This window comes from Rhodococcus sp. IEGM 1306 (genome assembly GCF_036541985.1).
In the GTDB taxonomy this organism is placed as follows: domain Bacteria; phylum Actinomycetota; class Actinomycetes; order Mycobacteriales; family Mycobacteriaceae; genus Rhodococcus_F; species Rhodococcus_F qingshengii.
On the sequence record NZ_JAZHFF010000004.1, the window covers coordinates 301910 to 314454 of the forward strand.

Sequence of the window (12545 nt, forward strand, 5' to 3'; positions counted from 1 at the left end):
AGTTACGGCCGCCGCGGAACTTCAGGAGAAGTCGCGCTGAACCCGCAAGGTTCCGATCGTGGTGGCCAGGCCGTCGTACTGGGTGACCAGCAAGGTGAATTCGATCAACCGACGATCGTCGAGATGCTGCGAGAGCGTTCCCCACGTGTTGTCGGTGATGTCCTTGGTGGTGACCAACTCGTCTACCGCAGTCAGGATCGCACGGTGACGCGGACTCAACTCGGAAGCGCCAGGGCCCTCGATGATCCGGGCCAGTTGTTCTGCGTCGATTCCGGCTTTGCGGCCGAGCCTGATGTGGTGATCCATCTCGTAACCGCAGTCCCGCAGATGTGCGACCCGCAGGATGATCAGTTCGGTGTCGTGCCGAGAGATCTTGCCGCCGGGCATGAGTGAGCCGGAGTAGTGCAGCCAACCGCGGAAGAGTCCGCCCGTGCGCCCCAAGGTGCTGAACAGATGCGCATCGGGTGCTCCGGCAGCCTTCGACAGGACACGCCAGATTCCCCAGTTGATCGGACCGAGGTCCTTGAATCGGCCGGGCGGGATGCGGGGGTTCATGCGACTCCACGGATGTGAGAGGGACGGAGGTCGATAGCTCGTTGCGCGATGTGGCGAACCGCAGCGCTGCGGCGGGGCGCGTGTACGCGTGACTTCCGGCCGACGATACCGCGCTCGAACGCGTCGACGGCGTCGGCGACGGTCGTGGTGCCGGCGCTGGCGAGGGTTCCGCGAGCGCCGTCGAAAGAGAGTGCGGTGGTATCGGTGTCGATGTCTCCGATATACGCGACGCCGACCTTGGTGCCGAGGTGTTTCATTTCCAAGCGCAACGCGTCACCCAACGCTTCGACGCCGGCGCGCGAAGCACCGAACGGTCCGCGAAACGGGTGCTTCGCCGCGCCGTGGGCGGATGCGACCACCAGGGCGTAACCGTTCTCATGACTGATGTGGGGACCCGCTGCGCGCAGGGTGAAGTACGTGCCCATGAGGTTGACTTCGACGGCGCGGCGCATGTCTTCGACGTCGCCGCCGAGGATCGACGAGTTCGCCTCGACACCGGCATTGGCCACGACGACGTCGATGCCTCCCAGCTTCTCGGCAATGTAGTCGACGCCGCGAGATACCTGCTCGGGGTCGGCGACATCGCACAACTGCCACGGTGCGCGGCCGCAGGAAGTGGCGACTTGTTCGAGAAGTTCAGGCTCGAGGCCGAGCAGTCCCACGGACGCACCGCGGTCGTAGAGGCGTCTGGCCAGCGAAGAACCGATGTTGCGGGCGGCACCGGTGATCAGGATGCGCCGACCCGTCAGATCGTCGGCACTGCTCTTGCCTGATTCGGCCTTGCCCGCCTCGCTCTTGCCCATGTGCTGTGTCCCTACGCAGTTACCTTCTGGTCCTCCGACGCTAACACCGCCGGGTAGCTGCGACTGCAAGTACCGCCAACTCCGTCCAAACGGGTGTTCAGACCGATGCGGCTTCGAGACGCGGATGTGACGTGGAAGCCTGGGGCGACCGCAATCGACGGAATCGGACCACGGCAACAACGGCGGCAACAGCGGCGAGGATCACCAACGGCAGTGACGGACCCATCGTGGGTTCGATGACAACCAGTAGCACCGGCAGTCCGAATCCGAGATAGGTGCCGACGTAGAAGATCCCGGTCAGGGCGCCCCGCGAGGCCGGGGGAGCCAGCGACTCGAGGTCGAGCAGTCCCTCACGCAGGCACAGTCCGTAGGCCGTACCGAGGACGAGCGCGCAGACGATGAACAACCCGAGCGCGGGGCGTGCGCCGCCGACCGCGACCAGAAGGTATCCGAGCGCCGCCAGCGCGGCGCCGACCGTGCCGGCCTGAGGACCCCAATTGCGATGGCGCGCAGCAGTTTGAACCAGGATTCCAGCACCCAAGGTCAGCGCCGCAGCGAAACCCGGAAGGAGAGGACCGGAGTAGCGGTCCCCGAGCCTGGCCGTCATGGTCACGAAAGACACTGTTGCGCTGGCGAACACCCATGGCGCCAACGGAAGTGCCCAGAGCAGTGCGCCCTTCACATTGGTTCCCGACCGCTCTGCACGGTCGGGAACCTGTGTGAACGTCGCAGCTTTGGTGGGAGCAGGAGTACGACTCCTCACAGCCGCCGCGGCAACCGAACCCACCGACAAGACGGCCGAGACGACAAAGGGCGTAGCGAGTGGGAAGGCGGCAAATTGTGCCAACAGACCCGAAAACAGTGGTCCCAGTGCAAAGCCCGAGGTGAGTACGACGCCCGCCATCACGGTTCCGAACTTGCCGCGAAGGTCAGCTGCCCACGCGGTACCGGCGCCGATTGCCAGACCGGCACCGATACCGACTACGAGGCGCCCGACCATGAGCCCGGGCGCGTCGTGCCAGAGAAGAAGAATCAAGGTTCCGAGCGAGGCTATGAGTGCTCCGGGAAGGACGACTACAGCTCGGCCGACGCGGTCCGACACTGCTCCACCGGTCAACAGGCCGGGTAGGAGTCCGAGCGCATAGATACCGAAGACACCGTCGAGCACGGTATGAGAGAGGCCCTCGTCCACCCGGAGAACCGGGATGAGCGAGGCAAAGTGGTTGGCGGCCCAACCCGTCGAAAGTAGTACGGCCAGTACCGAGATGAACCCGCGACGGGATGGATCGCCCATACCGGCAGCTTAGGCGGGCACCAGATCGCTCACGTCGGCGAGGAGTTCGAACGTGCGCAACCATGCCTCGCGGTTGGTGCCGGTCGACACCGTGATCAGCTCGTCGGCCTGCGCATGCTCGGTGAACTCGTCGAGGTACGCACGCACCTCGGCGGGCGTGCCGATGGCGCTGTACTTGGTCATTTGCAGAACCTGCTGACCGGCGGGGGAGTCGAGCAGCATGTCCGCTTCGTCGTCCGTGAACTTGCGTCCACGCCCGAGAAGAAGACTGACGCGCGAACGCTTGGCTGCGAGGAAGTCCTGCTGAGCCTGCTCATGGGTGTCAGCGGCGATGACGTTGACGCCGGCGATGACGTACGGCTCCGCCAACTGCTCCGACGGCTTGAACTCGCGTCGGTAGATTGCGACGGCGTCGCGCAGGGCGTTGGGGGCGAAGTGCGAGGCAAATGCATACGGCAGGCCGAGCATCGCGGCGAGCTTGGCGCCGAACAGTGACGATCCGAGAATGTAGAGCGGAACGTGAGTGCCCTTACCGGGAACGGCATTGATTCCGGGGACGCGCGAGGTGTCGCCGAGGTAGCCCTGAAGCTCGAGTACGTCCTGCGGGAAGCTGTCCGAAGAACTCGGGTCGCGTCGCAAAGCCTGCATCGTCTTCTGATCACTACCGGGCGCGCGGCCGAGACCGAGATCGATTCGACCGGGGTGCAAAGTCTCGAGGGTGCCGAACTGCTCGGCGATCGTCAGCGGTGCGTGGTTGGGCAGCATGATTCCACCGGCGCCGAGGCGGATTTTGCTGGTGTGCGCGGCGACGTGGCTGATCAGAACGCTGGTTGCCGAGGATGCGATGGAACCCATGTTGTGGTGCTCGGCGTACCAGATTCGCTTGTAGCCCCACTCCTCGGCTCGCTGCGCCAAGGTCACGCTGGCGTCGAAGCTGTCTTTGGCGGTTTCGTTGTCGCCGATATGGGCGAGGTCGAGGATGGAAAGTGGGACGGCCATGAATGTGGTGCCTTTCTCAGCGGGCAATTACAAGCGTTGTTGTGAAGTGCAACCGCTGCGAGTGCATTCCTATTTCCGAGAGACCACGTCACCTAAGTCGTCACCTAAGACGTCACCGTGAACTCACCGACACGACGCAGATCAGTTACGCACGGCGTTGGCCATTGCGGCCAACGAGAGGGCCTGCCGAGCGCGGTCGAGGACGACCGTTCGAGAGATGTCGATGTGCGATACCAGTGCCTCGTGCGCTTGCGGAATCTTGCCGTCGAGCATTAGTTCGACGACGGAGATATGTTCGTCGACGGTGGCCTTCATACGGTCGGGAGTCAGGTAGTCGAACATCCGCACGGGGCGCAGCTTCGAGTTGACGGCCTGCAGGGCGTCAACCAGTGCGTGGTTCCCGGACGAGGCGAGGAGCGCGATGTGAAACTCCTCGTCGAGCGTCACGAAACCGGCGTCCGGTATCGGCATCTGTTCGCGAAATGCGTACCACCTGTCGAGCTCGGAACCGAGCGCGTCTCGATCATGGGCGGGGGCCTCACCCTCGAGTACCCGACGAAGCCCGTGCACCTCGAGGAGTATGCGCAGCTCGTAGAGGCCACCCAACTCGTCGAGGTGCGGTCGGTACGGAAAGAGTCCGTGTTCGTCGCGTTCGACCAGCCCGTCGGATTCCAACTTCGCGAGCGCCTCGCGGACCGGTGTTCGCGAGACACCGTACAGATGAGCCAACCGTTCTTCGCCGAGCCGTTCGGAGGGTGCGATCTGACCCGACATCAGATCGCTTCGGATCGACCGATAGACCTGCTCGCGCAGCGGCGGGCGCACACTCATGTCAGATTGCCATCGCTCGACGAACCGCGTCGGTGGACGTGGTGCCGCCCTCACCGGTCGAGGTCACGTGTCCGGCCGCGAGAATGCTGTAATGCTGCGCAGATTGGAGTGCGAAACCGATGTGCTGCTCGACGAGGAGGACACCGAGATCGCCGCGCTCGGTGAGTTCCATGACGGTCCTTTCGATTTCGGCGACCACGTTGGGCTGAATGCCCTCGGTCGGCTCGTCCAGAATGAGGATCTTGGGCTCGGTGATCAGGGCGCGAGCGATGGCAAGCTGTTGTCGCTGCCCACCGGAGAGAAGTCCCGCGCGACGGTCGAGGAGTGTGGTGAGCGCGGGAAACAGATCCAATGCCTCTGCGATGAGTTCCTTTCCGCGTTTGCGCCCGTCGGCGACCACCCGAAGATTCTCGGCAGTCGTCAGTTGTCCGAACGACTGCTGACCCTGGGGTACGTAGGCGAGTCCGCGAGCGACGCGGGCGCTCGGCCGTAATCCGGTGATGTCCTCACCGTTCAGAAGTACCTTTCCCCGTGTGGGTTTGATCAGACCGACGGCGGCGCGCAGCAAGGTGGTTTTACCCGCACCGTTGTGACCCATGACTGCCGCAACCCCGTCACTGGGAACCAGCAGGGAAACGCCGTGGATCACTTCGGTACGTCCGTAGCCGGCGCGGATGTCGACGAGTTCGAGCATGATTCAGTCCTCCGGGGTCGGTTCGGTGTCGGCGCCGAGATCTGTTCCGGCAGCGGCTGTGCCGAGGTAGACCTCTTGCACCTTGGGGTCGGCTTGAACCTCCGCCACAGTTCCTTCGGCAAGCACTTTCCCAGCGGCGAGCACCGTGACGGACGTGGCGAAGGATCGCATGAAGTCCATGTCGTGCTCGACCACGACGACGGTTCGCGCACCGCCGATGCGCCGCAGAAGGTTCCCGGTCTCCTCGCGCTCCTCGAGGCTCATGCCTGCGACGGGCTCGTCGAGCAGGAGCACGGAACAGTTCTGTACCAACAACATTCCGATTTCGAGCCACTGCTTCTGCCCGTGCGCCAGGATGCCCGCGGCAGTGTTCCTGAGGTGCTCCAACCCAGTTGTCTCCAGAGCCTCTTCGATCTCGGGAAGCACACCTTTGCGTTTTCTGAGCAGGTTCCACGGTGATCGGCCGGCTCCGGCCGCGATATCGAGATTCTGCAGTACCGAGAGCTCTTCGAAGACGCTTGCCGTTTGGAAGGTTCGTCCGACGCCGAGACGGGCGATCTTGTGTACCTTATTGCCGAGCAGCTGCTCGCCGGACTTCGTGATCGAACCCGTCGCGGGAACGAGTCCGGTGATGGCGTCGACCAGCGTTGTCTTTCCAGCCCCGTTCGGGCCGATGAGAAACCTGAGGTCGCCCTGCATGAGGGTCAAGTCGACGCCGTCGACGGCCTTGAAACCGTCGAAGCTGACCGAAAGATTCCGTACTTCGAGGTACTCGGACGACATTCCGGCGTTGCCGCCCAGTGCCGGTGTGGGTTCGCTGGTGGCGGTTGTGTTGGTCATGACGACACCTCCACTGGTTCGGGTTGGGAGACCTTGACCGGTGGGTCGGCCGGGGTCTCACGCTTCTTGCGGTGGCGCATCAGGGCGAACAGTCCGGCCACACCTGCCGGGAAGAACCCGACAACGACGATGAACATCAACCCTTGTGCGTAGATCCATCCCGAAGGGAGTTTCTCCGAGAACGTCGACTGTGCCCACGCGACGCCGATCGCACCCAGTACCGGACCGAGAAGCGTTGCGCGGCCGCCGATCGCTACCCCGATGAGGAAGGCGATGGACGGGACGATCCCGACGTCGGCGGGGGAGATGATGCCCACGATCGGAACGAACAGCGCGCCGGCGATACCGGCGAGGAACGCCGCGGTCACGTAGGCGACCAGTTTGATATTCGCCGGATCGTATCCGAGGAAACGTACACGCTCCTCTTGATCGCGGACGGCGACGAGGAGTTCGCCGTATCGGGAGTTCATCAGCTGGCGAATCAGGGCGACCGATGCGAGAAGAACTCCGGCGGCGATGAAGAACAACATCTGCTTGTTCGCCGGATCATTGAGGTTGAAACCGAAGAACGTGCGAAAGCGGTTGAGGCCGTTGCTGCCACCGATCGACTGTTGGCCGATCAAGAGGATCGCGAAAGCCGCGGCGAGTGCCTGCGAGAGGATCGCGAAGTACGCGCCCTTGACTCTCCGCTTGAACACACCGAGCCCGAGCAGAAAGGCAACAGCGGCCGGCAGGAAAAGGATCGCGAAGATCGCCACGAATGGCGAGGCGAACGGTTGCCAGTATCCCGGAAGTTCGGTCTTGCCGGCGATGGACATGAAGTCCGGGACCGCGTCGCCCTTGAGTTCGGCATCGGCGATCTTGAGGTGCATCGCCATCACGTATGCGCCGATTCCGAAGAACACGCCCTGGCCGAGCGTGAGCATTCCGCCTCTGCCCCAAGCCAAACCGATGCCGACAGCGACTATCGCAAAGCACAGGAATTTGGCCAACAGTGACAGTCTGAAGTCCGAGAGCACAGCCGGAGCGATGGCGAACAGCACGATTGCGGCGAGTGCAAAACCGCCCCACACCCGAATTCGGGAGTTGTTCAGGATGCTCATACGAGGCTCCTCGTCTTGACTGCGAACAGGCCCTGTGGCCGAACTTGAAGGAAGACGACGATGATGACGAACACGATCACCTTCGCGATCGACGCCGTCGTCGAGTACTCGATGAACGAGTTCAAGATGCCGAGGGCGAAGGCTGCGATCACGGCTCCCTTCATCTGACCGAGACCGCCGACGACAACAACCAGGAAGGCGTCGATCAGATACGACTGGCCGATGGTCGGGCTGGTGGAACCGATGAGCGTCAACGCCACACCCGCGACTCCGGCGAGCCCGGAACCGAGGAAGAAGGTCGTGATGTCCGTACGACGAGAAGAGATTCCGCTCGTCTCGGCCAGATCGCGATTCTGGACGACGGCCCGGATGCGTCTACCCATCGACGACTGCTTCAGTGCGACCGAAAGCGCGATCACCGCTGCGATCGCCAACACCAGAATGAAGATGCGGGTTTTCGGTACCACCGCGCCGAAAATATCGACTCCGCCCGAAAGCCAGGTCGGTGCTGAAACATTGACTGCCGGCGCCCCGAAGATGTCTCGTGCCAACTGCTGAAGGATCAATCCGACGCCGAATGTCACCAACAGAGTGTCGAGGGGGCGGTGGTACATCCGCGATACCAAGACCACTTCGAGCACGACACCCATCAGTCCGCCGACGACGAAACCGACGAGCAGAGAAATGATCAACGATCCCGTTGCATTCGAAATCACCTGCTGCACTACGTATGCGGTGTACGAGCCGGCCATGATGAACTCGCCGTGTGCCATGTTGATGACACCCATCTGCCCGAACGTGAGAGACAATCCCAACGCTGCCAACAGGAGAATCGATCCGATACTCAAACCCGTGAACAACTGCCCGATCACAACATCCATGACAGACGCTCCACCTCTCTACTCGTCGATTCCGTCAATTCCGCCTTTCGTCGATCAGCTGCCGAGTCCCTCGGCCCAGGGGTAGTTCTTCAGGTACGGATCCGGCTCGATCGGCTGTCCCGAATCCCAGACCGTGTAGATCAGTCCGTCGGAACGGATTTCGCCGATCCGAGCAGTCTTGGTGATGTGGTGGTTGTCGCCGTCGATGGTGACGAGTCCCTCGGGCGCTTGGAAAGTCACACCGTCGGCGTTGTCCTGAATATCCTTGACCGCAAACGAGTTGGCCTTCTCGACGGTGTTCTTCCAGAGGTAGACGGAGGTGTATGCCGCTTCCATCGGGTCGGACGTCGGCTTGTCCTGGCCGAACTTCGCCTTGTACGCCGCGACGAATTTCTTGTTCTCAGGGGAGTCGATGGTCTGGTAGTAGTTCCACGCCGTCAGCTGGCCTTCGACGTTCTGGACTCCGATACCGCCGACCTCTTCCTCCGCAATGGAGACGGAGACGACGGGCATGTCGGCGGGCTTCAGGCCGACATTCGAGTATTCACGGAAGAACGCAACGTTGGAATCGCCGTTGAGTGTGTTGAACACGGCATCCGCGTCGGCAGTGCGGACCTTGTTCACGATGGTGGAGAAGTCGGTCGAACCCAGAGGCGTGTAATCCTCGCCCTTGATCTCGATGCCGTTTGCTGCCGCGTATGCCTTGATGATGCGGTTGGCGGTCTGTGGGAACACGTAGTCGCTGCCGACCAGATACAGCGACTTGACGCCCTTCTCCTTCAGGTAATCCAGAGCCGGGATGATCTGCTGGTTGGTCGTTGCACCCGTGTAGAAGATGTTCTTCGAATCTTCCAGTCCCTCGTACTGGACCGGGTAGTAGAGCAGCGAGTTGTTGTCCTCGAACACGGGCAGCATGGCCTTGCGGCTCGAGGAGGTCCAGCCACCGAAAACTGCTGCGACGCAATCGCTGCTGATCAGTTTCTCGGCCTTCTCGGCGAACACTGTCGGCTCCGACGCGCCGTCCTCGGCCACGATCTGGATCTTCTTGCCCAGCACACCGCCGGAATCGTTGATCTCCTGCACCGCCAACGAGATGGAGTCGCGGACCGTCACTTCACTGATGGCCATGGTGCCCGAGAGTGAATTCAGGGAACCGACCTTGATCGTGTCCCCCGAGGTGTCGACGCACGACGTAGCCGTCGAATCTCCCGATGCGGTGTCTGTCGCCTTGCTTCCGCAGCCGGTGAGAACCAAGCCCAGCGCGGCGAGAGCGGCCGGCGCGGCAAGGGTGCGCTTCGAGAAGGTTCGCATGTACGGGCCTTTCGTGTCGATGGCTCTGGCAGACAATGGCTCTGACAGATCTGTATCCGGAGTGCGTATACAACGCTGTATTCGTCGAGTGCACAGAGTAGGTGGAAGTTGTTGCGGTGGAATGACTGTCGGTGACAAGTGCGTGTCCGGTGTTTCGATTGGGTATCCAGGACCTCACACCGCAGGTCAGAGAGGGTGCGGTGTTAGCATCGACGAGAAATTGATCAAGCACTCGCTTGACGATCGGAACGTCGGAAGGATCTTCTCGTGCGCTCGACCCGGCGGGACGAAATACTCGCTCATGCGGCCAAGCTGTTCAGTGAGCGGGGAATCGCCGCGACGACGGTGCGAGACATCGCCGACGAAGTCGGGATCCTTTCCGGCAGCCTCTATCACTACTTCGATTCCAAGGACGCGATAGCCAACGAGATCGTCGTCCGGTTCCTCGAAGATCTCAACGTCCGGTACGAGGACTCGATCGAGCCGGAAGGTTCGGCCCGAGATCGCCTGGCCACGATGGTTTCGGTGTCTTTCGCCTCCGCGGTCGATCACCCGTATGCCACCGAGGTGTATCAGGGAGAAGCCATACTTTCGTCGCAGCCGGCAGACGCGCCCATCACCGTTCTGGTTCAGAAGGCACACAGTTACTGGCGATCGGCCATCACGCGCGGAATTGCCGACGGGGAGTTTCGGGAAGACATCGATCCCGAACAGTTTCACCGGCTCCTGCGGGAATCCGTCTGGTCCACCGTCGCGCAGTACCGGCCGCAGCTTTCCGAATTGGCCGAAGATCTGCAGCGCAACCTGATCTCGGTGTTCCTGGACGGGTTCGCCGCACGCTCCGTCGACGGCGAGCCGGTGGCACGCATCGCGCGGCGCGCGGCGAAGAAGGAAGTGCAGACCGAATCTCCCGACTCTGAACTTGCCGAACTCCGTTCGGATGTCGACGAATTGAAGTCCGTCATTCGCGAACTCAGCTCCTCGATCCGGCTGCTGCAGAAGCCGTAACACCGCAGTTCCTGCGCATGTAGTTCGCATTTTGACTATCGGTGTGACCCAGTGCATACTTCTGTCCACACTCGTAAATCAAGCGCTTGTTTGATTTACCAAGCAGAGTTTGGACGGGAGTTCGATGTGAGACTCGGAAAGGCGATCGCCGTCTGCGCGGCAGTGGTCCTCGGGGCGAGCGGGTGCGCATCTGCCGGTGTCATTCCCGAAGACACCATCGTCATCGGTTTGGACGAGGATTCCACCGGGCCCGGTGCGTCGTACAGCACGATCGCCGGAAAGACCGTGCGGATGACTGTCGACCTGATCAACCAGGCCGGCGGAATCAACGGCAAGCAGGTCGAATTGGTTGTCGAGAATGACGAGAGCAGTCCCACCAAGACCCCGTCGATCATTCGGAAGTTGGTCGATCACGGGTCCAGTGCGGTCATCCTCGCCACCGGCAGCGGGTCGGTGCTGCAGGCCAAGTCGATTCTCCAGCAGTCGAAGATTCCCGCGATAGCTCCGGTCGTTCTCAGCGACGCCTTCGCCTCGGCGCCCGACAACGACTACTCGTTCATGATTCCGAACTCCTTGAAGCAGTACGCCCAGGTGTACTGCGGGGCTTTCGAGAAGATGGGGTACAAGTCTCTGGGAATTCTCGGTGACGCGAGTGCATCCATCGACGGAATCATCAAGACCCTGCGGCCGGCGCTCGAGAAGTGCGCGAGAGTGACGGGCGTCGAAAAGGCGCCGGTGGATGCCGCGGACATCACCGCACAGGTCTCACGTCTCGCGGAAACCGAACCGGACGCGATTCTGGTCGCCAGTATCGGCGGGCACTTCGAAATCCTCGCGCACAACACCTTGTCGAAGGTCACCCCGCAGACGCAACGCTTCTCACTCGCTTCCATCGGAAACCAGCCCGCATCTTGGGCTTTGGCGGACCCGAAGGCGTTGAGCGGCATGGTGTACATGGGCTCGCTCAGTGAGAATAACCCGAGAACCGCCGAACTGCGTCGCAAGGTGCAGGCGGTCAAGGGGCCCGATTATCAACTGACCGCCTACGACGCACAGGCGTACGACGCCGTCATGATGTTGGCCGAGGCCATCGAGATTGCCGGCGATCACCGAGATCGGACGGCCGTTCGTGATGCTCTTCAACAGGTTTCGGCACTTCCCGCCAGCTTCGGCCAGGACGGACTGACACTGTCGTTCTCCTCGCAGGATCACCTTGCTCCGGACAGCCTCTGCGGACTGGTGCTCGTCGAATTCGGTGAGGACAACAAACCGGCCCATCCGTGGGATTCCTACCAACCCCCGTGCGGATAACCGAGGAGCTTTGACATGACAGACGCACAACTGTGGCTCGCAGCCATCGAGATCGGTGCCTTCTTCTCTCTGATAGCCCTCGGAATGTATCTCGTGGTGGTCGGCGCCGACTTCTTCAACTTTGCGATGGGCCCGTACGCTATGGCTGCGGCAATGGCGTCGAGTTGGGTCGCGATCAATTACGGGCTCGCTCTCTGGATTGCCATGCTGCTGGGGATCGCGGTAGCGGTGGCGCTGTCGATCTTGACGGAAAAGCTTGTGGTCAAACAGGTTCAGAAGCGTTCGGGTCGTGGGGAACTACCGGCGTTGGTGGCGGTGACCGCAGTACTGTTCGGGATCCAGCAGCTCGCCGGCACTGTCTTCGGCCGCACACCACTTCCCGGGCAGAAGATCTTCGACTTCGATCCGATATCGGTACTCGGTGCGACCGTCGACAGTTCGACCGTTGTGCTCGTCGTCGGAACTGCTCTGATCTTCGTCGGTATCGGACTGTGGCTGAACCGGTCCACGTCGGGCCGTCTGCTCCGCGCCGTCGGCGACAGTCCGGATGCCGCCCGCGTCCTGGGCTTGCCGGTGGATCGGGTACGCCTCATCGCGTTCACCCTCGCGGGTGTGATCGCCGCGGTCGCCGGACTTCTGTTCGCTCCCAAGGCCGGTGTTCAGTTCACGAGCGGTCTGTCATGGACGCTGACGGCATTCATCGCACTCGTCATCGGTGGTACCGGCAGGAGTTGGGCTCCGCTGATCGGCGGAATGGTGTTGGGCGTCGTCCAGGTATTCGCCCCGTACTACTTCGGTGCGAGTGCTGCTCAAACCGCGATTCTCTTGATTGCCCTGGTGTTCTTCGCTTTCCGTCCGGAAGGCTTGCTCTCGAGGAAGGTTCGCGTCTGATGGCCTCGCTTTCTACCAGTCCGC

13 protein-coding genes are annotated in these 12545 nt (G+C 62.0%); 3 read left to right on the plus strand and 10 right to left on the minus strand.

The genetic code is table 11. The annotated features are described in order from the left end of the window. Positions 1 to 21: 21 nt before the first annotated feature. From V3587_RS13915 to urtA, 10 genes are all read right to left on the minus strand, one after another. Entirely contained in the window at positions 22 to 555 is a 534-nt protein-coding gene (locus V3587_RS13915) for a carboxymuconolactone decarboxylase family protein (protein WP_283376778.1), read from the minus strand. Then, on the minus strand, positions 552 to 1358 hold the full coding sequence (locus tag V3587_RS13920) for an SDR family NAD(P)-dependent oxidoreductase (RefSeq protein ID WP_095970426.1): 807 nt from the start codon (positions 1356 to 1358) through the stop codon (positions 552 to 554). The genes V3587_RS13915 and V3587_RS13920 overlap by 4 nt, the downstream gene beginning before the upstream one ends. A gap of 97 nt (positions 1359 to 1455) precedes the next feature. Continuing rightward, the gene (locus tag V3587_RS13925) at positions 1456 to 2652 is read right to left on the minus strand and encodes an MFS transporter (protein WP_283376777.1); all 1197 of its coding nucleotides are present in this window, start codon (positions 2650 to 2652) and stop codon (positions 1456 to 1458) included. 9 nt (positions 2653 to 2661) lie between these two features. Next, entirely contained in the window at positions 2662 to 3651 is a 990-nt protein-coding gene (locus tag V3587_RS13930; protein WP_283376776.1) for an LLM class flavin-dependent oxidoreductase, read from the minus strand. Positions 3652 to 3792: 141 nt separating this feature from the next. Next, positions 3793 to 4482 (minus strand): GntR family transcriptional regulator, encoded by a 690-nt coding sequence (locus V3587_RS13935; protein WP_283376775.1) that lies wholly within the window; start codon positions 4480 to 4482, stop codon positions 3793 to 3795. A gap of 1 nt (position 4483) precedes the next feature. Further along, a complete protein-coding gene (urtE, locus tag V3587_RS13940; RefSeq protein ID WP_283376774.1) occupies positions 4484 to 5176 on the minus strand; it encodes an urea ABC transporter ATP-binding subunit UrtE in 693 nt (230 codons plus the stop codon). Between the two features lie 3 nt (positions 5177 to 5179). After that, positions 5180 to 6016 carry an urea ABC transporter ATP-binding protein UrtD gene (gene urtD / locus V3587_RS13945; RefSeq protein WP_283376773.1) on the minus strand — a complete coding sequence of 279 codons (837 nt, stop codon included), beginning with the start codon at positions 6014 to 6016 and terminating at the stop codon, positions 5180 to 5182. Then, on the minus strand, positions 6013 to 7119 hold the full coding sequence (urtC, locus tag V3587_RS13950; protein ID WP_021333894.1) for an urea ABC transporter permease subunit UrtC: 1107 nt from the start codon (positions 7117 to 7119) through the stop codon (positions 6013 to 6015). The genes urtD and urtC overlap by 4 nt, the downstream gene beginning before the upstream one ends. Continuing rightward, positions 7116 to 8000, minus strand: a complete 885-nt coding sequence (urtB, locus tag V3587_RS13955) for an urea ABC transporter permease subunit UrtB (RefSeq protein ID WP_095970422.1) — start codon at positions 7998 to 8000, stop codon at positions 7116 to 7118. The genes urtC and urtB overlap by 4 nt, the downstream gene beginning before the upstream one ends. A 54-nt stretch (positions 8001 to 8054) precedes the next feature. Continuing rightward, the gene (gene urtA, locus V3587_RS13960; RefSeq protein WP_007735391.1) at positions 8055 to 9311 is read right to left on the minus strand and encodes an urea ABC transporter substrate-binding protein; all 1257 of its coding nucleotides are present in this window, start codon (positions 9309 to 9311) and stop codon (positions 8055 to 8057) included. Positions 9312 to 9578: 267 nt separating this feature from the next. Here urtA and V3587_RS13965 point away from each other — a divergent pair, with 267 nt between their 5' ends. From V3587_RS13965 to V3587_RS13975, 3 genes are all read left to right on the plus strand, one after another. Beyond that, a complete protein-coding gene (locus tag V3587_RS13965; protein WP_095970421.1) occupies positions 9579 to 10319 on the plus strand; it encodes a TetR/AcrR family transcriptional regulator in 741 nt (246 codons plus the stop codon). A gap of 126 nt (positions 10320 to 10445) precedes the next feature. Beyond that, positions 10446 to 11630 carry an ABC transporter substrate-binding protein gene (locus V3587_RS13970; RefSeq protein WP_283376772.1) on the plus strand — a complete coding sequence of 395 codons (1185 nt, stop codon included), beginning with the start codon at positions 10446 to 10448 and terminating at the stop codon, positions 11628 to 11630. Positions 11631 to 11645: 15 nt separating this feature from the next. Next, positions 11646 to 12521 (plus strand): branched-chain amino acid ABC transporter permease, encoded by an 876-nt coding sequence (locus V3587_RS13975; protein WP_283376771.1) that lies wholly within the window; start codon positions 11646 to 11648, stop codon positions 12519 to 12521. The last annotated feature ends 24 nt before the right edge of the window (positions 12522 to 12545 follow it).

Coding starts and splice junctions, on each gene's coding strand:
- urtD (WP_283376773.1), bottom strand. CDS start 6,016: ATGACCAACACAACCGCCACCAGCGAACCCACACCGGCACTGGGCGGC.
- V3587_RS13930 (WP_283376776.1), bottom strand. CDS start 3,651: ATGGCCGTCCCACTTTCCATCCTCGACCTCGCCCATATCGGCGACAAC.
- urtA (WP_007735391.1), bottom strand. CDS start 9,311: ATGCGAACCTTCTCGAAGCGCACCCTTGCCGCGCCGGCCGCTCTCGCC.
- V3587_RS13920 (WP_095970426.1), bottom strand. CDS start 1,358: ATGGGCAAGAGCGAGGCGGGCAAGGCCGAATCAGGCAAGAGCAGTGCC.
- V3587_RS13915 (WP_283376778.1), bottom strand. CDS start 555: ATGAACCCCCGCATCCCGCCCGGCCGATTCAAGGACCTCGGTCCGATC.
- V3587_RS13935 (WP_283376775.1), bottom strand. CDS start 4,482: ATGAGTGTGCGCCCGCCGCTGCGCGAGCAGGTCTATCGGTCGATCCGA.
- urtB (WP_095970422.1), bottom strand. CDS start 8,000: ATGGATGTTGTGATCGGGCAGTTGTTCACGGGTTTGAGTATCGGATCG.
- urtE (WP_283376774.1), bottom strand. CDS start 5,176: ATGCTCGAACTCGTCGACATCCGCGCCGGCTACGGACGTACCGAAGTG.
- V3587_RS13925 (WP_283376777.1), bottom strand. CDS start 2,652: ATGGGCGATCCATCCCGTCGCGGGTTCATCTCGGTACTGGCCGTACTA.
- V3587_RS13975 (WP_283376771.1), top strand. CDS start 11,646: ATGACAGACGCACAACTGTGGCTCGCAGCCATCGAGATCGGTGCCTTC.
- urtC (WP_021333894.1), bottom strand. CDS start 7,119: ATGAGCATCCTGAACAACTCCCGAATTCGGGTGTGGGGCGGTTTTGCA.